Genomic DNA, 23,021 nt, shown 5'->3' with positions numbered 1-23,021 from the left:
CGGACTAGGAGTCCAGTTCCGCCGCGGCCCGCTCCAGGTCGGTGGCGAGCAGGTCGGCACGGAACGCGCAGAGCTGCAGCGTCATCCGGGCGGCCCCGCGCTCCCCGACGACCAGCTTGATCGGCTTCCCCCGGTCGTCCAGGTCACCGACGATCAGGTCGAGCAGCCGGACCCCGGCGCTGTCCAGGAACGAGACCGCGGTCAGGTCGATCACCACCGCGTCCGCGTCGGTGGTGCGGGCGACGATCGCCCGGCCGATGTCGTTGGCGTTGGCCAGGTCGATCTCGCCCTTGAGGTGGACCAGCTCCGCCACCCCGCGCTGGGAGAAACTCACCCACTGGTCGGTCATCGTGCTCCTCCTCGATGCCGTCGCATGGTGACCGTCGTCCCCTCACCACGGTCGAAGAAGACCTCGTCCATCGAATCCTCGATCAGCTGCAGCCCGCGACCACGGACGAAGTCGGCGCCCGGGCCACGCCAGCTGCCCCGGTCGGTGACCCGGACCTCGACCGCGTCCGCGCTGACCGTGGCCGCCACGTCGACCACGCCGAACGGGTCGTCCCGGTAGCCGTGCTCGATCGCGTTCGCCACCGCCTCGGAGCAGGCCAGCAGGACCGCGTCCACGCACTCCGGGTCGACCGCGTGCCCGACCAGCCAGCCGCGCAGGTCGGCCCGGAGCAGCGCGATCTGCAGCGGGTCGGCGCCGATCGAGCGTTCCAGCCGCTCCTCGGTGCCGAGGGTCAGGCAGAGCAGGCAGACGTCGTCGCCGTGGTCACGGCCGACCATGGTGTCGGCGAGCCCGGCGGTCAGGCCCTTGAGCGGCGCGTCGCGGCGCCGGGCGTACTCCCGGGCCAGCGCCTCGAAGCCGCGGTCGATGGCCCGGCCGCGGCGCTCCACCAGGCCGTCGGTGTAGAGCAGCAGGCGGCTTCCGGCAGCCAGGCGGACCCGGTGTTCGGTACGCCGGCGGTCACCGGCCCGCGAGCCGAGCGGCGCCGACCGGGCCTGCAACAGGTACTGCGGGGAGCCGGCCGGCTCGTGCAGCAGCGGCGGCAGGTGACCGGCGCAGGCGTACGACAGCTCGCCGCTGAGCAGGTCCACCTCGGCGTAGACGACGGTGGCCATCCGGGCCGTGTCGACCCGGTCGCAGAACCGGTCCAGCCCCTCCAGCAGCCGGGCCGGCCCGTTCTCCGCCGAGGCGAGGGCCCGGATCGCGCTGCGCAGCTGGCCCATCGTGGTGGCCGCCTCGATCCCCCGGCCCACCACGTCGCCGACCACCACGGCCAGCTTGTTCGGCGTGATCAGGAAGGCGTCGAACCAGTCGCCGCCGACCTCCAGATCCTGCGCCGCCGCCTGGTAGTAGGTCTCCACCGCGAACCGCGGGTCACCGCCCGGCACGTCACCGGCGAGCAGACTGCGCTGCAGCGTACGAGCGATCGCGCGCTCCTGCTCGTAGAGGCGGGCGTTCTCCAGTGCCAGCGCGGCCCGGTCGGCCAGGTCGACCAGGAACAGCCGCTCGGCCTCGGCGCCACGCCGGTCCGGCGCCATCCGCAGGGCCAGGGTGCCCAGCACCCGGCCACGCACGGTGAGCGGAAGCACGGTGCAGCCCAGCTCGTCACCGTCGGTCCGATAGCTGGGTTCGGCCGACTCGATCACCTCGGCGATCCGGGCGGCGAGCCGGTCCGGGTCGGGAGCCGGCCCACCCGCGTCCTCGATCAGGCCGGCCGGGCCGATCTGGAGCCGGACCGTCGCCCAGTCGGCGATCTCCGGGACCACCCGTTCGACCAGGCGGCGCGCCCGTTGCAGCAGGCGGTGCTCCTCGTCCAGGGACCGGGTGGTGCGGTCCAGGAACTGGGACCTCTCCTCCCGGCGGCGGGCGTCGTCGTAGAGCCTTGCCCGGTCCAGCGCCTGCCCGGCCTGCTGCCCGAGCAGCCGGATCACCCGCAACTCACCGTCGCTGAGGGTGCGCTCCTCGCGGAAGCTGAATGCCAGGACGCCGAGCACCAGCACCCCGTTCTGATCGTCGGCGGGACCGGTGGTCAGCGGCAGCAGCACCACCGTGCTGCGGTTCGAGGCCCGCATCGCCTCGGCCAGGTCCGGGAAGTGCTCGTCCGCCTCGGCCAGCGTGCCGACCATGTGCAGGTCGCCGCGCCGGGCGACCTGGGCGACTGCCCGATCCGACGAGCGGGGCATGTCGTTCCAGTTGCCGGTGGTCGGGTCGGTGGAGGCCACCGCGATCAGCTGGTCGCGATCCGGATCGACCAGATAGATGCTGGCGCTGGCCGCCTGAAACGCGGGCTCCGGCGCCCGCACCACGGCCTCGGCCACCTCGGCCTCGGTCGGCGCCGCGGCAAGATCGGCCACTATCTGCTGCAGGACCCGGACCCGCTGCTCGGAGGCCTCCGCGGCCCGCCGGGCGTCGAGCAGCTCACGCTCGTAGCTGCGCCGTTCGGTCGCGTTGAAGACCATCGTCCGGATGATCCGCGGCGCGCCGCCGGGACCGCGCTCGAGCACCGAGTTCACCAGGGTGGGGACCTTGCTCCCGTCCTGGCGGACCACGTCAAGGGCGATCTCGTGCACCTCGTCCTGCATGGTCAGCAACGGCGCATAGTGCGTCTCGTGATACAGCTGGCAGCCGGGAGTCAACAGGTCACGGAACCTGCGGTGCCCGATCAGGTCGGACCTCGCATACCCGGTCCAGGCCAGGAACGTCTGGTTGACCCGAACGATCGTGCCGTCCGGGAGCGTTGTGAGGTAACCGCACGGCGCATGCTCGTACAGGTCCTCAGGATCGTCGTCCCAGGGCAGCCGTAACTCTTGTGTCACGTCCGGCCCACCAGTTTCACTCACGCCACTCCACGGGGTTGCTTCGGTTTTCCGCCGCGGGGCCAGCACTGTCCACCGATCATGCCCGCTGTCTACAACCAGGACTTGATCGCGTCAACCGTCTCCTCCGGAGCGCTCAGGTTCGGACAGTGCCCGGTCGCGTTCAGGGCCACGAAGCTGCTCTCCGGGGTGTGCTTGTGGACGTACTCACCGACCACGGTGGGCGCGATCACGTCATCCGAACACTGCAGGATCAGCGATGGTACGCGTGACCGCGGCAAATCAGCCCGGTTGTCGGAGAGGAACGTGACCCGGGCGAACTTCTTCGCGATCTCCGGGTCGGTACGGCAGAAGCTGTTCGTCAGCTCCTCACCCAGCTCGGGCCGCTCCGGGTTCCCCATGATCACCGGAGCCATCGCGCTGGACCAGCCCAGATAGTTGCTGTCCAGCGACTCCAGCATCTCCTCGATGTCGGACCGGCCGAACCCGCCGAAGTAGCCGTCGGAGTCATCGTTGATGTACCGCGGCGAGGGGCCCACCATCACCAGCCCGGCGAACCGGTCCGGCTCACGGTTGGCGGCCAGCAGGCCGATCATCGAGCTCACCGAGTGCCCCACGAAGATCACATCGCGCAGGTCATGCTCCCGGATGATCTCCAGAACGTCCTCGGCGTAGCCGTCGAGCGTGGCGTACCGCTCGTCGGAATACGCCGACAGGTCGGATTTGCCGTTGCCGACATGGTCGAACAGCACGATCCGATGAGTGTCCGCGAAGGCCGGGGTGACGAAGCGCCACATGTTCTGATCACAGCCGTACCCATGGGCGAACAGCATCGGCCGGCCGGACTCGGACCCGGTCACGGTGACGGCGTTTCTCTGCGTGGTTCTCAACGAACCCTCCGGGCGGGGTGGCGGTGAACGGATCTCCGGGGGTGACTCCCGGCACTTCCCGGCCGCGTGGGCCGAGCGGATGCCAGGTCCGGGTAACCATACGACTCCGGAGCGTTTCGCACATCGCCCTCGTTGTCCGGCATTCGCGCCGGGAGTCCGGTTCCGGCTTCGGCGTCCCCCTGGCGCGCGGCCCCTAACCTGGGAGAAGACGTTCGAGCCCAGGCGTGCGGGAGGAGAAGAGAAACAATGGCCGACCAGCCGCCGGTGGACTCGACCCCGGCCGCCGGAATACCCGAAGCGCCCGGGAACGCGGATTCCGGTGATCCGGCAACCCTGGACATCCCGCCCCGCTGGAGCGGCGCCGCGCCCGTGCCCGAGACCGCGCCCCGCCGCTCACGCTGGGCCCGCCTCTGGGACCGCGTGAACGGTACGGAGGCCGCCGCGGAGCCGGACAACTGGGCAACCATGCCGGCCGTCGACCCGTGGGCCGACCAGGACACCCCGATCTGGCCAGAGACGTACGCGACGCACACCACCTACCCACCCACCCACCTGGACGCCCCGGCAAGCTCGCCCCCAACCCACGTCGACAGCGCCGCCCCACCCACCCGCTTTGACGGCGCGCCTCCGCCCGCCCGCGTCGAGGGCGCAAATCCACCCACGCGGATCGACGGCCCGGACAGCGCTGTTCCGCCTACGCGGCTGGACCCGGCGGCCGCGGCGCACGCTCATGCCGCCTCGCCGGCCGCGGCCAAGGCGGCGGACGCGGTCGAGAAGGCGATGTCCGACGCGATGTCGGCCGGGGCCAAGGCCCTGGAAGCGGCGAAAGCGGCTGCCGCCGCGGCGGCTGCGGTGGTCTCGGACCAGGCGGCGAAGGCCGGCCAGGTCGCCAAAGCCGGCCAGGCCGCGATCGCCGGTCAGGCCGCCAAACTCAGTCAGGCGGGCACCACCCCGGCCGACCCATCGCGGGACGGGGACTCCGCGCGGCAGGCAGGCACCACGGAAGCCGCCGGCTCGGGCAGGACCGGCACGGCCGCACCAGGCGGGACGGCCAGGCCGGGCACGGCCAAGCCGGGCACGGCCAAGCCGGGCTGGGCCAGTGCGGCCACACCGGGCGGGGCCGGTACCGCCACACCGGGCGGGACGGCCAGGCCTGGTACGGCTGCACCGGGCCGGATGGGCAAGCCCGCGCCTACCGGGATTCCCGGGCCGGGGACCTATCCCCCGCCGGCCGGCGGCACCGGGCTGCCTCCGATGCGCCCGGCGAAGCAGCGTCTCTGGCGGCGGCGCCCGAAGACCGCCGGCGGGCCGCCGCAGCAGCCGCGGTCCCGGATCCCGGTCCAGCCACGACCCGCTCCTACGCGACCCGCCACACCCCCCGGACCTCCGGCGCCGCCACCCTGGGCCGCGCGCCCGACCCCGCCCCGGCGCCCTCGGCGGCTTCGTCGCTGGCTGCGGCGGATGACCCTGCTGACCGTGCTGGGCCTGGTGCTGTGCTGCGGCGGCCCGCTCGCCTACTGGCAGTTCCCGGCCGCCCGCCAGTTCCCGGTCTCCGCGGTGCTGCCGGACAGCTTCGCCGACCTCGACCTGCGCGACACCGCGGCCGCACAGCGGGCAGCCGAACGGCTCGCCACGCAGTTGCAGGAGGCCGGCTCGTCGGGTGAGGCGTTCGCCGGCACCTACGCCGACGGCCGAGGCAAGCGGGTCACGCTCTTCGGCGTCACCGGCTGGCGACTCACCCCGGGCTCCGACGTGGACGCCCAGCTGGCGCGCCTCACCGACGAGCTGAAACTGAAGAACGTCGAGTCGTTCGAAGTCGGCGAGTACGGCGTCCACCAGCGCTGCGGCATCGGCCGCCTCGACGGCAATTCAGTGGTGGCCTGCGCCTGGGCCGACCACGGCAGCCTGGCCACCGCCCTGCTCACCCGCCGCTCTCTCGACGAGAGCGCCGAACTGGTCGCCGGCCTGCGCTCCGTCGTCCTGACCCCGAAGTACTGGGGCTGAACAACCCGCCCGCGCCACCCACGCACCGCCCTGGCACGCCCGCCCACCCGCTCAACCCGCGCAAACGACGGCCGAACCCACCCAGCCGTCCTCCACGCATCCAACAACCGCACCATTCCATGCCTGCCCGACGGCCCGCCCCACCCAGCCGTCGCCCACGCACCCAACAACCCCTCGGGTTACCTGCGTGAGTGGCGGCTCGCGACGGCCAGCCGCCGTACAGACGGGCTTCAGACCCCGGATACCTGCGTGAGTGGCGGCTCGCGACGGCCAGCCGCCGTACAGGCGCGCTTCAGACCTCGGATTACCTGCGTGAGCGGCGGCTCGCGACGGCCAGCCGCCGTGCAGACGGGCTTCAGACCTCGGATTACCTGCGTGAGCGGCGGCTCGCGACGGCCAGCCGCCGTACAGGCGCGTTTCAGACCTCGGATTACCTGCGTGAACGACGGCTCGCGACGGCCAGCCGCCGTACAGGCGCGCTTCAGACCTCGGATTACCTGCGTGAACGACGGCTCGCGACGGCCAGCCGCCGTACAGGCGCGCTTCAGGCCCCGGATTACCTGCGTGAACGACGGCTCGCGACGGCCAGCCGCCACGCAGACGCGCTTCAGAACCCGGATTACCTGCGTGAACGGCGGCTCGCGACGGCCAGCCGCCATGTAGGCGGGTATCGGCGGCATTCCATGCCTGGATGACGGCTGGGCGCCCACGGCCGTCGCGCAGCCGAGTTAACTGAGGCAGGTGAGCACTCGGCGTTGGTGATTGTCGGAGCAGCCGCACTGAGGCGGGCTCGCCCCGACCTCACCAGCTCGCGCGGATCCGCCTCATGCGACGCTGCGCCCACGCGGCCCCGCAGGGGGGTTCGGCGCTTCGGTCCTGAGTGGCGGACGGTAGTCGTGCGAGAGTGCGGCCGGGTGACCACGCCACGCCGCCTGCACGGACTCGGCAGCCGCGTTGGGGGTGCCCGGGCCGCGCGGCCGAGTGAGGGCGCGGTCGGCCGGCCAGGCCACCTGCTTAAGCCCGGCGGCCGCGCTGGGGCCCGGAGTGGCGCCCAGGCCGCGCGGTAGCCGAGGGACGGGCAGAATCGGCGGGACTGCGATGCCCGTACCGGAAAAGATGCGTGACCGGCCTGCGAAGCGCGACCACGGATGGGAGCGCTACTCCTCGCGCTTGGCCGGGGCGTAGCGCGGCACGTACTCCTGGCCGGTCAGTTTCTGGATCTCGGCCATCACCTGGTCGGTGAGTTCGCGCAGCGCCGTCCGGTCGTCGGAGCGGCCGGTCGTCTCGATCGGGCGACCGAATTTGATCGTGATCGTGTCGCGCATCAGCTTGGGGTAAAGGCGGCCGATGGGCTGCACCTTCTCGGTGCCGAGCATGCCGACCGGGATGATCGGGACGCCGGCGGCGACGGCCAGCCGGGCGACGCCGGTGCGGCCGCGGTAGAGCTTGCCGTCCGGGGAGCGGGTGCCCTCGGGGTAGACGGCGACCAGGTCACCGCCCTGCAGCGCCGGGATGGCCGCGTCGAAGGCGGTGAGCGCGGCGCGCCCGCCGGCCCGCTCGACGCGGATCGCGCCGAGGCCCTCCATCAGCTTGCGGTTGAGGAAGCCCTTCACGCCCTTGCCGGTGAAGTAGTCCGACTTTGCCCAGAACGCCAGGTGTCGTGGGACGACCGCGCCGAGGAAGAGTTCGTCGGCGACCGAGAGGTGGTTGCCGGCGAAGATCGCACCGCCGGTACGCGGGATGTTCTCGATGCCTTCGACGTGCGGCCGCCAGCCAGTCATCAACGCCGTGCCGACGGTGACCTTGCCGATCGAGTAGAGCAGCGGCAACTCGTCCTCCGGGACCTGGGTGCCTAGTAGTTAAGGGGCGCTGTGAGGTTATCGGACGACAAGGCCGAAGTACCTAATGATCTTGCGCCGGAGCCCGGACATTCGCCCGCACCAGGCGAACATCCGGGCCATTCGGCTGAATCACACTGTGGTGACGGTCACCGACACACGCTCGCCGTCCCCGACCTCGCCGGCGAAACCGGCGCCGATCTCGCCGGCGAAACCGGCGCCGACCTCACCGGCGGAACCGGCGTCGAGTGTGGCGAACTCCACCGAGGTGGCAAGCGTCTCACCAGCGACGAACTCCTGGTGCGCCTCGACCGCCGCACGCACCGCGTCCGAGGCGGACAGGACCAGCGCGATCCGGTCGCTGACGTCCAGGTCCGCGTCGCGGCGGGCCTGCTGGACGACGCGGATCACGTCGCGGGCCACGCCTTCGGCGGCAAGTTCCGGGGTGACCGCGCTGTCGAGCACCACTACGCCCCCGCCGGCCGGCAGCGGCGCGGAGTTCTCCACGTCCGCGGCGACCAGCTTCAGCTCGTACTCGCCGTCGGCCAGGGTGACCCCGGCCGCCACCGGAGCGCCGTCGACGAGCTGCCACTCGCCGCTCTTGACCGCCTTGATCACCTGCTGCACCTGCTTGCCGACCCGGGGGCCGAGCGCGCGCGGGACCACGGTGAGGACCTGCTGGCAGTACGCGGCCACGTCGTCGGTGAAGACCACGTCCTTGACGTTGATCTCGTCCTTGAGCAGGTCACCGAGCCCGGCCAGGGCCGCGCCGGACGGGGTGGCGACAGTCGCCGACGCGAGCGGCAGCCGGACCCGCAGGCCCTTCGCCTTGCGCAGCGACAGCGCCGCCGAAGCCACGTCCCGGATCGCGTCCATCGACGCCACGAGCTCGTGGTCGGCCGGGAACGCATCCGCCGAGGGCCAGTCGGTCAGGTGCACCGAACGGCCGCCGGTCAGGCCGCGCCAGATCTCCTCGGTGGTCAGCGGCGCGAGCGGCGCCACCACCCGGGTGACCGTCTCGAGCACGGTGGCCAGGGTGTCGAAGGCGTCCTCGTCGCCGGCCCAGAAACGGTCCCGGGAGCGGCGGACGTACCAGTTGGTCAGCGCGTCCAGGTAGGCACGGATGCTGCCGGCGGCGCCGGAGATGTCGTACTCGTCCATCTGGCGCTGCACGTCGCTGACCAGCTCGCCGGTCTTGGCAAGGATGTAACGGTCGAGCAGATGCTGCGAATCGGCGCGCAGCCTGGCCTCGTACCCCGATGCGTTCGCATAGAGGCTGAAGAAGTACCAGACGTTCCAGAGCGGGAGCAGGACCTGACGGACCGAGTCGCGGATGGCGACCTCGGTGACCGGCATGTCGCCGCCGCGCAGCACCGGCGAGGACATCAGCATCCAGCGCATCGCGTCCGAGCCGTACGTGTCGAACACCTGGTAGACGTCCGGATAGTTGCGCAGCGACTTGGACATCTTGCGGCCGTCCTCGCCCTGCAGGATGCCGTGACTCAGGCAGTTGCGGAACGCGGGCCGGTCGAAGAGCGCGGTGGCCAGCACGTGCATGGTGTAGAACCAGCCGCGGGTCTGCCCGATGTACTCGACGATGAAGTCGCCCGGGTAGTGGTGCTCGAACCAGTCCTTGTTCTCGAACGGGTAGTGCACCTGGGCGAACGGCATCGAGCCGGACTCGAACCAGCAGTCCAGCACCTCCGGCACCCGCCGCATGGTGGACTGCCCGGTCGGGTCGTCCGGGTTCGGCCGGGTCAGCTCGTCGACGTACGGCCGGTGCAGGTCCGTCACGCGCACGCCGAAGTCGCGCTCGATCTCCTCGTAGGAGCCGTAGACATCGACGCGAGGATAGGAAGGGTCGTCGGACTTCCAGACCGGGATCGGCGAACCCCAGAACCGGTTCCGGGAGATCGACCAGTCCCGGGCGTTCGACAGCCACTTGCCGAACGAACCGTCCTTGATGTGCGACGGCGTCCAGCTGATCTGCTGGTTGAGCTCGACCATCCGGTCGCGGAACTTCGTCACCGCGACGAACCAGGAGGACACCGCCTTGTAGACCAGCGGGGTGTCACAGCGCCAGCAGTGCGGGTACGAGTGCGTGTACCCGTCGTGGCGCAGCACGACGCCGCGCTCCTTCAGGACCGCGATCACCGGCTTGTTGGCGTCGAAGACCTGCAGGCCCTGGAAGTCGGGGACCAGCGAGGTGAACCGGGTGTGCTCGTCGACGGTCACCACGGTCGGGATGCCGGCGGCGTTGCAGGCGTTCTGGTCGTCCTCACCGAAGGCGGGGGCCATGTGCACGACGCCCGTACCGTCCTCGGTGGTCACGAAGTCGGCGCCGAGCACCTGGAAGGCGTTCTCACCGCCGGGCTCCACCAGGAAGTCGAACAGCGGGGTGTAGCGGCGCCCGACGAGGTCGCGGCCGAGGATCGAGCCGGTCTGCTCGTACCCCTCAAGCTCTTTGGCGTAGGCACCCACCCGGCCGGCGCCGATGATCAGCTTCTGGCCGGATTCATCGGTCAAAATCGCGTACTCGATGTCCGGGCCCACCGCCAGCGCGAGGTTGGACGGCAGAGTCCACGGCGTGGTCGTCCACACCGCGATGTCCTCCCCGGTGGAGAGGCGGAAGCGAACCGTCAGCGCCGGATCCGTGCGGTCCCGGTAGACGTCGTCCATCCGGGTCTCGGTGTTGGACAGCGGCGTCTCGCACCGGAAGCAGTAGGCGAGGACCCGGAAACCCTCGTAGACCAGGCCTTTGTCATGCAGCGTCTTGAACGCCCACATGACCGACTCCATGTACGCCGGGTCGAGGGTCTTGTAGTCGTCCTCGAAGTCCACCCAGCGGGCCTGGCGCGTGACGTACCGCTCCCAGTCCTTGGTGTAGGCGAGCACCGACGTACGGCAGGCCTCGTTGAACTTGTCGATGCCCAGCTCGACGATCTGCGCCTTCGTGGTGATGCCGAGCTGCTTCTCGGCCTCCACCTCGGCCGGCAGGCCGTGCGTGTCCCAGCCGAACCGCCGCTCCACCCGCCGGCCGCGCATCGTCTGGTAGCGCGGAACCAGGTCCTTCACGTACCCGGTGAACAGGTGACCGTAGTGCGGCAGGCCGTTGGCGAACGGCGGGCCGTCGTAGAAGACGTACTCGTTCGAGCCGTTCTCCCCGGCCGGCCGCTGCGCGACGGACGCCTCGAAGGTCTTGTCGGCCGCCCAGTGCTCGAGCACCGCGCGCTCGACCGCCGGCAGGTCCGGCGAGGCCGGTACGCCGGTGGCGTCACTGTGCTTCGGATAGGCCATGGTTCTCCTCAAGCAGTCCACGTCTGTTCGTGACTGCGAGGACGAGCTTCTGCAAGCCCGCGGTACCACCTCGCTTGACGGGGTGACCCCGCCCGCTCATTCGCCGGCTGCTGCGCGTGCCGAAACGCCCGGTTCTACCAGGGGTGCTGAGCTGACCCCGTTCTTCCGGAGGCTCCCCGGTGATGGCCGGTTCGTCGCCTGCGTGTGCACAACGATACCGGGCACACTTTGCTTCCCTCACTAGACTCCACCTCGTGATCCGGATCGAGATCGATGAGCCGACGCTGTCCCGGACCCGGATCGCGATCAGTCCGCTCGGCGAGCTGATCTGCGGTCTCTATCTGCTGCGCCGCAATCCCGAGGTGCCCTGGCCATACCAGTCGTGGGCGGTGCGGGCCCGGGAGGCCCTGCGGAGTGTTCCGCTCCCGCTCTACATGGAGCGGCTGCAGGGCGCCTACCCGGACTTCCTCGATCCGATCCCGGAAAGCCCGGCGCCGACGATCACCGAACAGCTCGAGCAGATCCGGGCCACCCCGGCCGAGCTGATCGAGGAGCAGCTGGCCATGCACTACCCGCCGGACCGGGTGCCGCCGGAACTGCTGCCGTTCCGCGACGACCGCCGGGCGGCTCTGGACCGGCTGGCCGCCGACCTGGGCGCCTTCTGGGACACCGCGATGGCGCCATACTGGCCGGCCATGCGCGCCGCCCTGGACGAGGAGGTGCTGCTGCGGGCCCGCGCGCTGGCCGCCGACGGCCCGGACGCGCTGCTCGCCCGGCTGCACGACCGGATCCGCTGGGAGCCACCGGTGCTCACCCTGATCAAGCCGTACGAGCAGAGCTACCAGGCGATGAACAAGCGCCTGCTGCTGGTGCCGCTGATCTTCTCGCGCGGCGCGCTGAGCTGTTCCACCGATCACCCCGAGGTGATGATGGTGACCTACCAGTCCCGCGGCGCCGCGGTGCTGGCCGACTCCCCGGCGCCACCGCTTCCGGAGCAGTTCGACCGGCTCGGGATCCTGATCGGCCGGGGCCGGGCCACGGTGTTGCGCGCCCTGACCGTCCCGTCCACCACCACGGCGCTGGCGGTCGCGCTCGGCCTGGCCCCGAGCACCGTGTCCGAGCATCTCGCCGGTCTGCAGGCGGCCGGCGTGGTGCACCGGCGCCGGGCCGGGCGCCGGGTCCTGTACGGCCTGGAGCCGGCCGGCCTCGCGCTGGTCAGCCTGATCGGCGAAGATTCGGCGGAAACCGAATCCGTTTCCTGACCCACCGGGCCGCCCTAGCGTCGCGGCCATGGGAAGAAGTCAGTACGCCATCGAGGCGGAGGGCCTGCGCCGCACCTATCGCCGGCGTCGCGGCCCGGTCGTCGAAGCGGTCCGCGGCATCGACCTGACGGTTCGCCGCGGCGAGCTCTTCGGCCTGCTCGGGCCGAACGGCGCCGGCAAGACCACGACCATCAAGATGCTCAACACGCTGCTCATCCCGACCGCGGGCACGGCCCGGATCTGCGGCTACGACGTGGTCAGCCGGACCAGGGAGGTGCGGCGCCGGATCGGGTACGTCTTCGGCGGCGACCGTGGCCTCTACGACCGGCTCTCCGCGCTGGACAACCTGCGCTACTTCGCCGAGCTCTACGGTGTCCCGCCACGCCGGCAGAAGGAGACCATCGCCGAGCTGCTGGAGCTGGTCGGGCTGACCGGCCGGGAACGGGAGCGGGTCGAGGGCTACTCCCGGGGCATGCGCCAGCGGCTGCACATCGCCCGCGGCCTGCTGCACGACCCGGACGTGCTCTTCCTCGACGAGCCGTCGATCGGGGTGGACGCGGTCGCCGCCCGGGAGCTGCGCCGCACCGTCGCGGATCTGGCCGCCAACGGCACCACGGTGCTGCTGACCACGCACTACATGGCCGAGGCCGACGAGCTCTGCGACCGGATCGCGGTGATCGCCGACGGCCGGATCCAGGCATTGGGCACGCCGGCCGAGCTGCGCGGCCGGGCCGGCCGGGAGGCGACTTTGGAGGACGCGTACGTGGCGATCGTGAGCGCCGCCGCATGAGAACCCTGCTGCTCGGCATGGTGATGCACGTCAAACACCTGAGCCGGTCCCCGTTCGAGATCGCGCTGGCCCTGCTCATCCCGGTCGTCCAGGCCACCATGGCGGTGTACCTGTTCCGGGCCGGCGACCAGCCGCACCGTCTGCTCGAGGCCGCGGTCGGCGCGGGGCTGATGGGCGTCTGGGCCTCGGTGATCTCCGGATCCGGCGGGGCGATCCAGAACCAGCGCTGGCTCGGCACCCTGGAAATGATCATGATGACGCCCCGGCGGCCGGTCGCGGTGATCCTGCCGATCACCACCGCCACCGCGATCACCGGCACCTACGCCCTGCTCGCCACCCTGCTCTGGGGCCGCCTGCTGTACGGCATCCCGCTCGACCTCGCCCGCCCGCTCGCCTTCCTCGCGGCCACCGTCGCCTGCGTGTTCGGCCTGGGCATGTTCGGCCTGCTGCTCGCCTCCACGTTCGTGCTGCTGCGCAACGCGAACGCGCTCGCCAACCCGCTCGACTACCCGATCTGGCTGCTCTCCGGGATGCTGGTGCCGATCAGCGTGCTGCCGCCCTGGACCGCGCCGATCGCGGCCGTGCTGCCCACCACCTGGGGCGCCCGCGCCGTGCGGGAAGCCACCGTCGGCGGACCGGTCTGGCCGTCGATCGCGATCTGCCTGGCGATCAGCGCGGCCTGCCTGCTGCTCGGCGCGTACTGCCTCGCCTCGTTCGAACGCCGCGCCCGTGCGGCCGGAACCCTGGCGCTGTCATGAGAACACTGCGACTGATCACGACCGGGGGCGTGCTCGCGTACCGCGCCCTGTTCAACTGGACCTCGCCCGCGATGTACACCGGCACGCTGCTCGCCGGGCCGACGTTCCAGCTGCTCTTCTTCGCGTACCTGGGCCGGCAGCTGCAGGTCGCCGACGACGGGTTCTTCATCGTCGGCAACGCCGTGCTGGCGGCCTCGTCGGCGTGCGTCTTCGGCGGGACGATGGCGGTCGCCAACGAGCGCCGCTACGGGACTCTCGGGCCGGTGCTGCTGTCACCGCGAAGTCGCACCGCGATCTTCTGGGGGCGCGTTCTCCCGTACGCCGGGAACGGCCTGCTGATCGCAGCCTTCACGCTGACCACCGGCACTCTCCTGCTCGGCCTGCGGATTCCGCCCGCCGCGCTGCCCGGTCTCGCGCTCGCTCTGGCGGCCGGGTCGCTGGCCTGCGGGTTCTTCGGGCTCACGCTCGGCGCGCTGGGCCTGCGATTCCGGGACGTCTTCGTCGTCTCGAACGTCGCGGTGGCCGTCCTGCTGCTGCTCACCGGCGTCAACGTGCCACGCGGAAGCCTGCCGGAGTGGATGGCCGGTGTCGGGCACGTCCTGCCGATCACCCACGCGGCCGAGGCAGCCCGGCTGCTCGCCGCCGGGCGCGGCCTGGGTGCGGCCGCGCCCGCGCTGCTCGCCGAGTTGCTGGTCGGCGCCGGTTACGCGCTGCTCGCCGCGGTCCTCCTCAAGATCTTCGAGGCGGAGTCACGCCGGCGAGCGAGCCTGGAGACGCTCTAGAGCTTCGGGAACCAGAGGGCCAGCTCACGCTCGGCGCTCTCCGGCGAGTCGGAGGCGTGCACGAGGTTCTCCCGGTTGGAGAGCGCCAGGTCACCCCGGATGGTGCCGGCCGCCGCCTTGCGGCCGTCGGTGGCGCCGATCATGCCGCGCACCACCTCGATCACCGAGTCGCCGGAGAGCACCAGGGCAGCCAGCGGGCCGCTGGTCATAAAAGTCTTGAGCGGTGGGTAAAAAGCTTTGTCGACGTGCTCGGCGTAGTGCGCGTCGGCCAGCGAGGCGTCCATCGTGCGCAACTCCAGCGCTTCGATGACCAGGCCCTTACGCTCGAAGCGAGAAAGGATCTCGCCGAGCAGGCCGCGACGGACCGCGTCGGGCTTGATGAGCACGAGTGAACGCTCGGTGGTGCTGGACACGCGGTTCCTCCGTAAAAGACGAGCGGGAGTTCAGCCTATCGGTACCACGATCGGGCCGAGCGGGGATGCCCGGACCGGCGTACTTTCGCCAAGCCACCGGCGGGCCATAACCTGACGGGGAACAACCGTGGAGGTCCACAGTGGCGAACCAGACCGGCCGGCCCATCGCTCCCGCCCGCAAGCTGGTGGCGGCGGTCATGGGCACGCTCGCGGTCTTCGTGATCGTTTTCGGGCTCGGCATGTCGAGCATGGCCGTCGCGTTCTTCGGCGTCGCCGTCCTGGCACTCGCCATCGTGCTGGCCCTGGTCAACGTGTCCAACCGGCGCGGCGGGCGGGCCACCGTGGCCGGCAGTGCGGAGGTCCGGGCGATACCGCCGGCCCCGGTCTCGTCGGCGTACGGCCGGGCCGACATCGACGCCATCGTGGTGGCGCCGGGTCTGGGCACCTTCGAGACGGTGATCCGCGAGTCCCGCATCCCGGTGGCGAAGTGGCCGGCGCTCGGCACCACGTTGCCGATCACCGTGGACGTCGACGACACCCGCCGGGTCCGGGTCAACTGGAACGACGCTCCGGCCCGCGAGGACGGCGACCCGCCACCGCCGGCCGCCGCCACCGAGTACGCGCCGGACGACGAGATCGACGACGACGTGCTCGGCACCGACGAGCCGCCACCGCCCTGGGCGAACCGGGACGATCGCGACTGGGCGGTCGACGCCGACGAGCCGCCGCCTCCGCCGCAGCCGGAGTACCGCACGGCCGCCTACAGCGACACCCAGACGACCACGCCCGTCGTGGTCCGCCACACCCCCACCGGCACGATCGTCGAGGGCCAGCTGGTCGACGCCGACGAGGAGCCGCCGCCGCTTCCCCGCCGCGCCAAGGGGGCGAGCCGTTTCGGCCGTTCTTCCCCCCGTGATGAGAGCGCGCCCGATGCGGGCTCGTCCGACTTCAGCGCGGCCCACGCTTCCGCGCCGGACGCGGAGGCCACCACCGATCCGGATGATCCCGGCGGCTTCACCCCGGGCTTCATGCCAGGCCCCAGCACACCTACCGCACGCACATCCACCAGCCGCCCGCCCGGCACGCGCCCGAGCCCCAAACCGCGCGGCACCGCAGGCACGGTGACAGCCGAGAGACAACCCGCTTCCGGTACGCCCGAAGCACCCGCCCGAACCCCGTCCCAGCGCACTCCGGCCGACGACCCACCGGTCGACCTGCCCCTCGACGAGCCGTCCCCACCGGACGACGCCACCACCGCCTGGGCGCCCACCGGTCCCCCGTCGCGCCAGGACCCGGCCGCGACCGAGCCCGACACCATCGCCTGGCCCGCCGGCAGTGCCCCCACCAGCGAAGACGCCGAGCCGGTCCCGCCGTCCACCTCGTCCGGCCGGACCCGCTTCTTCGCCCAGCCCAACGACGTCACCGATCAGCTCCCCCGGCAGGCACCCACGCCGGACACCGACGATCCCGGCCACGCGGAACCCACCCCGACGTCCGCCCGCCCGGCGCCGGAGCCGATCCGCACCGCGGAGGCCGCCGTGCCGTCCCCGGTCTCGGCGCCACCCACCGCACCGGCTCCCGATCGTCCCTTCCCCAGCGCGCCACCACCGTCGACGCCCTCCCCGGCCGCACCGCCCACCGACGACATCGACATCCCGCTGGACGCCGACCCGGAGCCCGCGCCGGAGACCACTCCCGCCGCGTCCAGTGCCCTCGCAGACGGCATCATCGCGCCCCCGGCCGACACCATCCCGGCCGACACCGTCCCGGGCGACGCCGCTGAGGACCGTCCTGAGCGGGCTCCCAGCAGCCCTTGGGGCGACTTCGGCGGCGCAGCCGAGCCCGACGAACACGCCGCCGAAGTCATCACGGCGTACCCGAGCGCCCGCCCCGGCCCGGCCGGCGCGATCCACGGCGTCGGCATCACCGTGCTGGTGACCGACCTGCCCCGGTCGATCGCCTTCTACCGGGACATCCTCGGCTTCTTCGAGATCGACAGCGGCGAGAGCAGCGCCGTGCTCGCCTCCGGTGACACCCGTCTGGTGCTCCGGACCGTGCACAACCTGGCCGCCGACGCCGGCCGGCTGATCCACCTCAACCTGGAGGTCGGTGACGTGGACTCGGTCTACGAGGAGCTGCGGGAGAAGGGTGTGAAGTTCGTGCACTCGCCCCGCCCGGTGAACCGCGGCGACAAGCTGGAGCTCTGGTCCGCGACGTTCCGCGACCCGGACAACCACAACATCGCGATCACCCAGTGGCGTGCCATCCGCTGACCGGCGGAGCGGACGGTCCTCAGCCGAGGATCGTCCGCCGCACGTTGTAGTTGTAGGCCCAGACCGCACCGAAGATCAGCCCCAGTACGGCGAGCGACCAGTGCACCAGCCCGCAGGCGAGCAGGAGCACCTGCAGGATGGCGCCCGCCGGCCACGCCCAGGGCCGGCGCATGCAGCCGGCCAGCACGACGGCCACCACCGCCAGGGCGACCACCGCGGCGATCCCCCAGCCGGGGATGTCCCCGCTGAGTTTCTGGATCGGCACGATCGCCAGGAGCAGCACGATCGCCTCCAGCACCAGGGTTCCGGCGCCGAGTCCGCGTACCGCCGCTTCGGGGTTGCGCAGCCCGGAAGGGCGAGCCGCGCCCGGCTGCCCGCCCTCGGCCGGCATCGCGGCCTTCTCCGGCTCGGTCATCGTTTCAGCAGCTTCCGGGCGTCGGCGACGGTGACGACCGAACCGGTGATCAGCACACCGACCCCGCTCATCTCGCCGGACGCGTCCTCCTCGGCCAGCACCACGGCCTCCTCGATGGCGTCCGGCATGTTCTGCGCGATCTGGACCCGGTCCTCGCCGAAGACCGCGATCGCCAACTGAGCGAGCTCCTCGACCGGCATCGAACGCGGTGAGCTGTTCTGCGTCACCACGATCCGGGCGACCGCCGGTTCGAGCAGGTCGAGCAGGCCGGTGACGTCCTTGTCGCCGAGGACCGCCAGCACCGCCACCAGATGCCGGAAGGTGAACTCCTCCTCCAGCGCGGTGACCGTGGCGGCCATGCCGTGCGGGTTGTGCGCGCCGTCCAGCAGGATGGTCGGTGCGCTGCGGACCCGCTCCAGCCGGCCCGGCGAGTCGACCTGGGCGAAACCTTCCCGGACCAGCTCCAGTTCGAGCTGTTTGCCCGGGCCGGCGCCGAGGAACGCCTCGACCGCCGCAAGCGCGATCGCCGCGTTCTGCGCCTGGTGCGCCCCGAAGAGCGGCAGGAAGATCTCGTCGTAGACACCGCCGAGCCCCTGCAGGGTGAGCACCTGGCCGCCGACCGCCTGGGCCCGTTCGACCACGCCGAACTCGCTGCCCTCCCGGGCCAGCGTGGCGCCCATGTCCGCGCAGCGCTCCAGGATGGGCCGCATGGCCTCCTCGCTCTGCAGCGCGGTGATCACCGTGGCGTCCTTGTGGATGATGCCCACCTTGTGCCAGGCGATGTCCTCGATCGTGTCGCCCAGCCACTCGGTGTGGTCCAGCCCGATCGGCATCAGCACACAGACCCCGGCGTCGATGACGTTGGTGGCGTCCTCCTCGCCGCCGAGGCCCACCTCGACCACCGCGATGTCGACCGGGGCGTCGGCGAACGCCGCGTACGCCATCGCCGTGGTCATGTCGAAGTAGGTCAGCGGCTCGGGGTTGCGCGCATCGATCAGCTCGGCGAGCGGCGCGACCTCGTCGTACGTGGCGACGAGCCGGTCCTCGGAGATCGACTCGCCGTCCAGGCTGATCCGCTCCCGCACGGTCTCCAGGTGCGGGCTGGTGTAACGGCCGGTGTGCAGACCGTGGGCCCGCAGCAGCGCGTCAATCATCCGGGCCGTGCTGGTCTTGCCGTTGGTCCCGGTCAGGTGGATGGCCGGGTACGCCCGCTGCGGGCTGCCCAGCACGTCCATCAGGTCCCGGATCTTCTGCATGTCGAAGACCATGCGGGTGAAGCCGCGCTCGTTGAGCGCGGCCTCGACCTCGGCGTACTCGCTCATGCCGGCAACGCCTCGAGCGCCGCGGCGATCCGGACCAGATCCGCCTCGGCCGCCGCCAGGCGGTCCTTGATCTTGGCGACCACCTGCTCGGGCGCCTTGCCGATGAACGCCTCGTTGCCGAGCTTGGCCCGGCACTGGGTCGCCTCCTTCTCGGCGGCCGCGCGGTCCTTCTCCAGCCGGGCCCGCTCGGCCTTGACGTCGATCGCCCCGCGGGTGTCCAGGTCGACCGTGATGCCGCCGCTCACCGCGAGGGTCGCGGTGGCCGTGAAGCCGGCGGCCGGCGCGTCGAGCCGGGCCAGCGAACGGATCAGCGGCTCATGCGTGTCGATGCCGACGTTGCCCAGGCCGGTGAGCGCCGCACCGACCCGCTGGCTCGGCTTGAGGCCCTGGTCCGAACGGAACCGCCGGACCTCGGTGACCACCTTCTGCAGAGCGGCCAGCTCATCCTCGGCGGCGTCGTCGATCAGCGCCCTGTCGACCGTCGGCCAGGACGCGCGCATCACGGTCTCGCCGCCGGTCAGCGCAATCCACAGCTCCTCGGTGACGAACGGGATCACCGGGTGCAGCAGGCGCAGCAGCTGGTCGAGGACGTGCCCGAGGACCCGCTGGGTCGTCGTGCTGCCGGCCGCGAGCACCGGCTTGCTCAGCTCGAGATACCAGTCGCAGACGTCGTCCCACGCGAAGTGGTACAGGGCGTCGCAGACCTTCGCGTACTCGTACCGCTCGAAGTGCTCGTTGACCTCGCCGATGGTGTGCTGCAGGCGGGACACGATCCACTTGTCGATCGCGGACAGCTCGGAGCTGTCCGGCAGGTCACCGTCGACCGTCGCGCCGTTCATCAGCGCGAACCGGGTGGCGTTCCAGAGCTTGTTGCAGAAGTTCCGCGAGCCCTGGCACCACTCCTCGCTGACCGGCACGTCCGAGCCGGGGTTCGCGCCCCGGGCCAGCGTGAACCGGGTGGCGTCGGCGCCGTACCGGTCGATCCAGTCCAGCGGGTCGACGACGTTGCCGAACGACTTCGACATCTTCTTGCCGAACTGGTCGCGCACCATGCCGTGCAGGTTCACCACGTCGAACGGCTGCTTGCCGTCCATCGCGTACAGACCGAACATCATCATCCGGGCGACCCAGAAGAAGAGGATGTCGTACCCGGTGACCAGCACGCTGGTCGGGTAGAACTTCTCCAGCTCGGCGGTCTGCTCCGGCCAGCCCAGCGTGGAGAACGGCCACAGACCCGAGGAGAACCAGGTGTCCAGCACGTCCTCGTCCTGGCGCCAGCCGTCACCCGACGGCGGCTGCTCGTCCGGTCCGACGCAGACGACCTCGCCGGCCGGGCCGTACCAGACCGGGATCCGGTGGCCCCACCACAGCTGCCGGGAGATGCACCAGTCGTGCATGTTGTCGACCCAGGCGAAGTACCGCTTGGACAGCTCGGCCGGCTCGATCTTCACCCGGCCGTCGCGCACGGCGTCACCCGCCGCCTTCGCCAGCGGCCCGGTCTTCACGAACCACTGCAGCGACAGCCGCGGCTCCACGGTGGTCTTGCACCGCGAGCAGTGGCCCACCGAGTGCAGGTAGGGCCGCTTTTCAGCGACGATCCGACCCTGCTCCCGCAGGGCCGCCACGATGGCCGGTCGCGCTTCGAAGCGGTCCAGGCCTTCAAACGGTCCCGGTACGGTGATGACGGCTCGTTCGTCCATGATGGTGAGGCTCGGCAGCCCGTGCCGCTGCCCGATCTCGAAGTCGTTCGGGTCGTGGGCCGGGGTCACCTTCACCGCACCGGTGCCGAACGACGGGTCGACGTGCTCGTCGGCCACGATCGGGATGCGCCGGCCGGTCAGCGGCAGCTCCACCTCGGTGCCGATCAGGTGCTTGTACCGCTCGTCGTCCGGGTGCACCGCCACCGCGGTGTCGCCGAGCATCGTCTCCGCCCGGGTGGTTGCCACGACGATCGCGTTGTCGCCCGCGCCGTACCGGATCGAGACGAGTTCACCCTCGTCGTCGCTGTGCTCCACCTCGATGTCGCTGAGCGCGGTGAGGCAGCGCGGGCACCAGTTGATGATCCGGTTCGCGCGGTAGATCAGGTCGTCGTCGAACATCTTCTTGAAGATGGTCTGGACGGCCCGCGACAGCCCCTCGTCCATGGTGAAGCGCTCACGGCTCCAGTCGACGGAGTCGCCGAGCCGCTTCATCTGCCCGAGGATGGCGCCGCCGGACTCGGCCTTCCACTCCCACACCCGCTGTACGAACTTCTCGCGGCCCAGGTCGTGCCGGGACAGCTGCTGCTCGGCGAGCTTGCGCTCCACCACGTTCTGCGTGGCGATGCCGGCGTGGTCCATGCCGGGCAGCCAGAGCACCTCGAAGCCCTGCATCCGCTTCAACCGGACCAGGGTGTCCTGGATGGTGTGGTCGAGGGCGTGGCCGACGTGCAGCGAGCCGGTCACGTTCGGCGGCGGGATGACGATGGTGAACGGCGGCTTGTCGCTCTTCGGGTCGGCGGTGAAGTAGCCCTCCGATACCCACCGCTCGTACCGCCGCTGCTCTACCTCGCCCGGCTGGTACTGGGCGGAGAGGCCACCGGTGGGCCGGCTGTCGGGGGTACGGGTCTGGGTTTCATCGGTCACCCGACAAGTCTACGGAGCCCCGCCGAGCGCCCGGTATTCGCACCTCCTCGGTCGGGGGAGGCTACGCTCGCCTGATGTCCGACCGCGGCCAACCGATCCCCCCGTCCGCCGACTCCCCCGCTCCGCAGGACGAGACCCCGCTCGAGATCAACGAGACGCCGTTCCCGCTGACCGGCGACGACGAGCCCGACCCGCGCGACGCCGAGTCCCGTCGCAAGGTCCGTACGGTCGTGCTCGGCGCCCTGCTCACCGTCTCCCTCGCCGGCGCAGCCTCCCTCGGCTACTGGGGGTGGAAGGTCAACTCCCAGCGGAACACGACACTCTCCGCGCCCCCGGCGATCGGCGCTCTCACGCTGAACAGCAGCGAGGACGCCACCGCCACCGCGGACTACCTGCAGGGCGCCCTGTCCGCCGAGGTCAGCATGGACAAGACCGTGGGGGGCGTCTACAGCACCGCCGACGGCAAGAACGTCCTCTTCTTCGGCGGCACGACGCTGCTCTGGTCCCCGGCAAAAGACCTGGACACGTCCTTCGAGCTGATCTCCGACCAGGAAGGCGCGGTCACCGATCTCCACGAGGTCGACGCCGGCGAGCTCGGCGGCACCATGAAGTGCGGCGTCACCCACAGCGAAGGCAGCGACCTGACAGTGTGCGGCTGGGCCGACCACGGCAGCCTCGCCCTGGCGATGTTCCCCGAACAGGACGAGTCCGTCGCCGCCCCGCTGATGCGCGAGATCCGCGAGGCCACCCAGACCCGCGACTAACCACCCCGCCGCCCTGCCGGCCGCGGTTCCATAAACAAAAAGAAAGGCCCACCCGTTCCCGGGTGGGCCTTTCTGTCACGTTGAGTCCGGCGGCGTCCTACTCTCCCACACCCTCCCGAGTGCAGTACCATCGGCGCTGGCGGGCTTAGCTACCGGGTTCGGAATGTAACCGGGCGTTTCCCCACCGCTATGACCACCGAAACAACCATCAGCGTGGAACAAACCAGCAACCCGGGCCGACCTTTAGAGGCCGAACTACCGGGGTGGTTGTTCGTTTGCTGTGAATCACACAGTGGACGCAAGCAGAAAATTTAGGGTGGTTAAGCCCTCGGCCTATTAGTACCGGTCAACTCAACACGTTACCGTGCTTACATTTCCGGCCTATCAACCCAGTCGTCTAGCTGGGAGCCTTACCCACTCAAGGTGGTGGGATACCTCATCTCGAAGCGAGCTTCCCGCTTAGATGCTTTCAGCGGTTATCCCTTCCGAACGTAGCCAACCAGCCGTGCCCTTGGCAGAACAACTGGCACACCAGAGGTTCGTCCGTCCCGGTCCTCTCGTACTAGGGACAGCCCTTCTCAAGTATCCAACGCGCACGGCGGATAGGGACCGAACTGTCTCACGACGTTCTAAACCCAGCTCGCGTACCGCTTTAATGGGCGAACAGCCCAACCCTTGGGACCTGCTACAGCCCCAGGATGCGACGAGCCGACATCGAGGTGCCAAACCATCCCGTCGATATGGACTCTTGGGGAAGATCAGCCTG

General features: G+C 70.7%; 17 protein-coding genes and 2 rRNA genes (1 of these 19 cut by a window edge). 8 read left to right on the top strand and 11 right to left on the bottom strand.

The genetic code is table 11. From position 1 onward, the window contains the following. Positions 1-4: 4 nt before the first annotated feature. The 3 genes from OHA21_RS46090 to OHA21_RS46080 form a co-directional block, all read right to left on the bottom strand. The gene (locus OHA21_RS46090; protein ID WP_328466372.1) at positions 5-349 is read right to left on the bottom strand and encodes an STAS domain-containing protein; all 345 of its coding nucleotides are present in this window, start codon (positions 347-349) and stop codon (positions 5-7) included. Then, positions 346-2,823: a SpoIIE family protein phosphatase gene (locus OHA21_RS46085; protein ID WP_328466370.1), complete on the bottom strand. Its 2,478-nt coding sequence runs from the start codon at positions 2,821-2,823 to the stop codon at positions 346-348. The genes OHA21_RS46090 and OHA21_RS46085 overlap by 4 nt, the downstream gene beginning before the upstream one ends. Before the next feature lie 92 nt (positions 2,824-2,915). Next, positions 2,916-3,713, bottom strand: a complete 798-nt coding sequence (locus tag OHA21_RS46080; RefSeq protein ID WP_328466367.1) for an alpha/beta fold hydrolase — start codon at positions 3,711-3,713, stop codon at positions 2,916-2,918. A gap of 246 nt (positions 3,714-3,959) precedes the next feature. Here OHA21_RS46080 and OHA21_RS46075 point away from each other — a divergent pair, with 246 nt between their 5' ends. Next, positions 3,960-5,717, top strand: a complete 1,758-nt coding sequence (locus tag OHA21_RS46075; protein ID WP_328466365.1) for a hypothetical protein — start codon at positions 3,960-3,962, stop codon at positions 5,715-5,717. 191 nt (positions 5,718-5,908) lie between these two features. Next, positions 5,909-6,412 (top strand): hypothetical protein, encoded by a 504-nt coding sequence (locus OHA21_RS46070; RefSeq protein ID WP_328466363.1) that lies wholly within the window; start codon positions 5,909-5,911, stop codon positions 6,410-6,412. A 462-nt stretch (positions 6,413-6,874) separates the two neighbouring features. Here the strand turns inward: OHA21_RS46070 and OHA21_RS46065 are convergent, their stop codons facing one another. Further along, a complete protein-coding gene (locus OHA21_RS46065) occupies positions 6,875-7,546 on the bottom strand; it encodes a lysophospholipid acyltransferase family protein (RefSeq protein WP_328466361.1) in 672 nt (223 codons plus the stop codon). 141 nt (positions 7,547-7,687) lie between these two features. Then, complete coding sequence (gene ileS / locus OHA21_RS46060) at positions 7,688-10,852, bottom strand: isoleucine--tRNA ligase (RefSeq protein WP_328466359.1); 3,165 nt, start codon at positions 10,850-10,852, stop codon at positions 7,688-7,690. Between the two features lie 254 nt (positions 10,853-11,106). Here ileS and OHA21_RS46055 point away from each other — a divergent pair, with 254 nt between their 5' ends. The 4 genes from OHA21_RS46055 to OHA21_RS46040 are packed head-to-tail and all read left to right on the top strand — an operon-like array spanning position 11,107 to position 14,444. Continuing rightward, positions 11,107-12,114: a hypothetical protein gene (locus tag OHA21_RS46055; RefSeq protein WP_328466357.1), complete on the top strand. Its 1,008-nt coding sequence runs from the start codon at positions 11,107-11,109 to the stop codon at positions 12,112-12,114. 28 nt (positions 12,115-12,142) lie between these two features. After that, positions 12,143-12,904 carry an ABC transporter ATP-binding protein gene (locus OHA21_RS46050; protein WP_328466355.1) on the top strand — a complete coding sequence of 254 codons (762 nt, stop codon included), beginning with the start codon at positions 12,143-12,145 and terminating at the stop codon, positions 12,902-12,904. Continuing rightward, positions 12,901-13,662 (top strand): ABC transporter permease, encoded by a 762-nt coding sequence (locus OHA21_RS46045; protein ID WP_328466353.1) that lies wholly within the window; start codon positions 12,901-12,903, stop codon positions 13,660-13,662. Before OHA21_RS46050 ends, OHA21_RS46045 begins: the two co-directional genes overlap by 4 nt. Beyond that, positions 13,659-14,444, top strand: coding sequence for an ABC transporter permease (locus tag OHA21_RS46040; protein WP_328466351.1), 786 nt, complete (start codon positions 13,659-13,661; stop codon positions 14,442-14,444). Before OHA21_RS46045 ends, OHA21_RS46040 begins: the two co-directional genes overlap by 4 nt. Here the strand turns inward: OHA21_RS46040 and ndk are convergent. Then, positions 14,441-14,857: a nucleoside-diphosphate kinase gene (ndk, locus tag OHA21_RS46035; protein ID WP_328466349.1), complete on the bottom strand. Its 417-nt coding sequence runs from the start codon at positions 14,855-14,857 to the stop codon at positions 14,441-14,443. The two genes, OHA21_RS46040 and ndk, sit on opposite strands and share 4 nt — an antisense overlap. Positions 14,858-14,997: 140 nt before the next feature. On the opposite strand from ndk, the gene OHA21_RS52865 reads away from it, so the two are divergent. After that, positions 14,998-17,130 (top strand): VOC family protein, encoded by a 2,133-nt coding sequence (locus OHA21_RS52865; protein ID WP_442875022.1) that lies wholly within the window; start codon positions 14,998-15,000, stop codon positions 17,128-17,130. A gap of 19 nt (positions 17,131-17,149) precedes the next feature. Here OHA21_RS52865 and OHA21_RS46025 read toward each other — a convergent pair whose 3' ends face one another. The 3 genes from OHA21_RS46025 to OHA21_RS46015 are packed head-to-tail and all read right to left on the bottom strand — an operon-like array spanning position 17,150 to position 21,491. Next, entirely contained in the window at positions 17,150-17,545 is a 396-nt protein-coding gene (locus OHA21_RS46025; RefSeq protein ID WP_328466347.1) for a DUF4233 domain-containing protein, read from the bottom strand. Further along, positions 17,542-18,867: a bifunctional folylpolyglutamate synthase/dihydrofolate synthase gene (locus OHA21_RS46020; protein WP_328466345.1), complete on the bottom strand. Its 1,326-nt coding sequence runs from the start codon at positions 18,865-18,867 to the stop codon at positions 17,542-17,544. The genes OHA21_RS46025 and OHA21_RS46020 overlap by 4 nt, the downstream gene beginning before the upstream one ends. Next, entirely contained in the window at positions 18,864-21,491 is a 2,628-nt protein-coding gene (locus OHA21_RS46015) for a valine--tRNA ligase (protein ID WP_328466343.1), read from the bottom strand. The genes OHA21_RS46020 and OHA21_RS46015 overlap by 4 nt, the downstream gene beginning before the upstream one ends. A gap of 74 nt (positions 21,492-21,565) precedes the next feature. On the opposite strand from OHA21_RS46015, the gene OHA21_RS46010 reads away from it, so the two are divergent. Continuing rightward, positions 21,566-22,255 (top strand): hypothetical protein, encoded by a 690-nt coding sequence (locus OHA21_RS46010; RefSeq protein WP_328466341.1) that lies wholly within the window; start codon positions 21,566-21,568, stop codon positions 22,253-22,255. A gap of 84 nt (positions 22,256-22,339) precedes the next feature. On the opposite strand, the gene rrf is transcribed toward OHA21_RS46010, so the two are convergent. Together rrf and OHA21_RS46000 are read right to left on the bottom strand one after the other, a co-directional pair. Beyond that, positions 22,340-22,456: ribosomal RNA gene (gene rrf / locus OHA21_RS46005) — 5S ribosomal RNA — on the bottom strand. Positions 22,457-22,571: 115 nt separating this feature from the next. After that, a 23S ribosomal RNA gene (locus OHA21_RS46000) occupies positions 22,572-23,021 on the bottom strand; it runs 2,660 nt beyond the window's last position.

Origin of the sequence: Actinoplanes sp. NBC_00393, from assembly GCF_036053395.1 — a bacterium.
GTDB lineage: Bacteria > Actinomycetota > Actinomycetes > Mycobacteriales > Micromonosporaceae > Actinoplanes.
The sequence above is the reverse complement of the archived record's forward strand: the minus strand, read 5'-3'. Positions and strand labels throughout refer to the sequence as shown.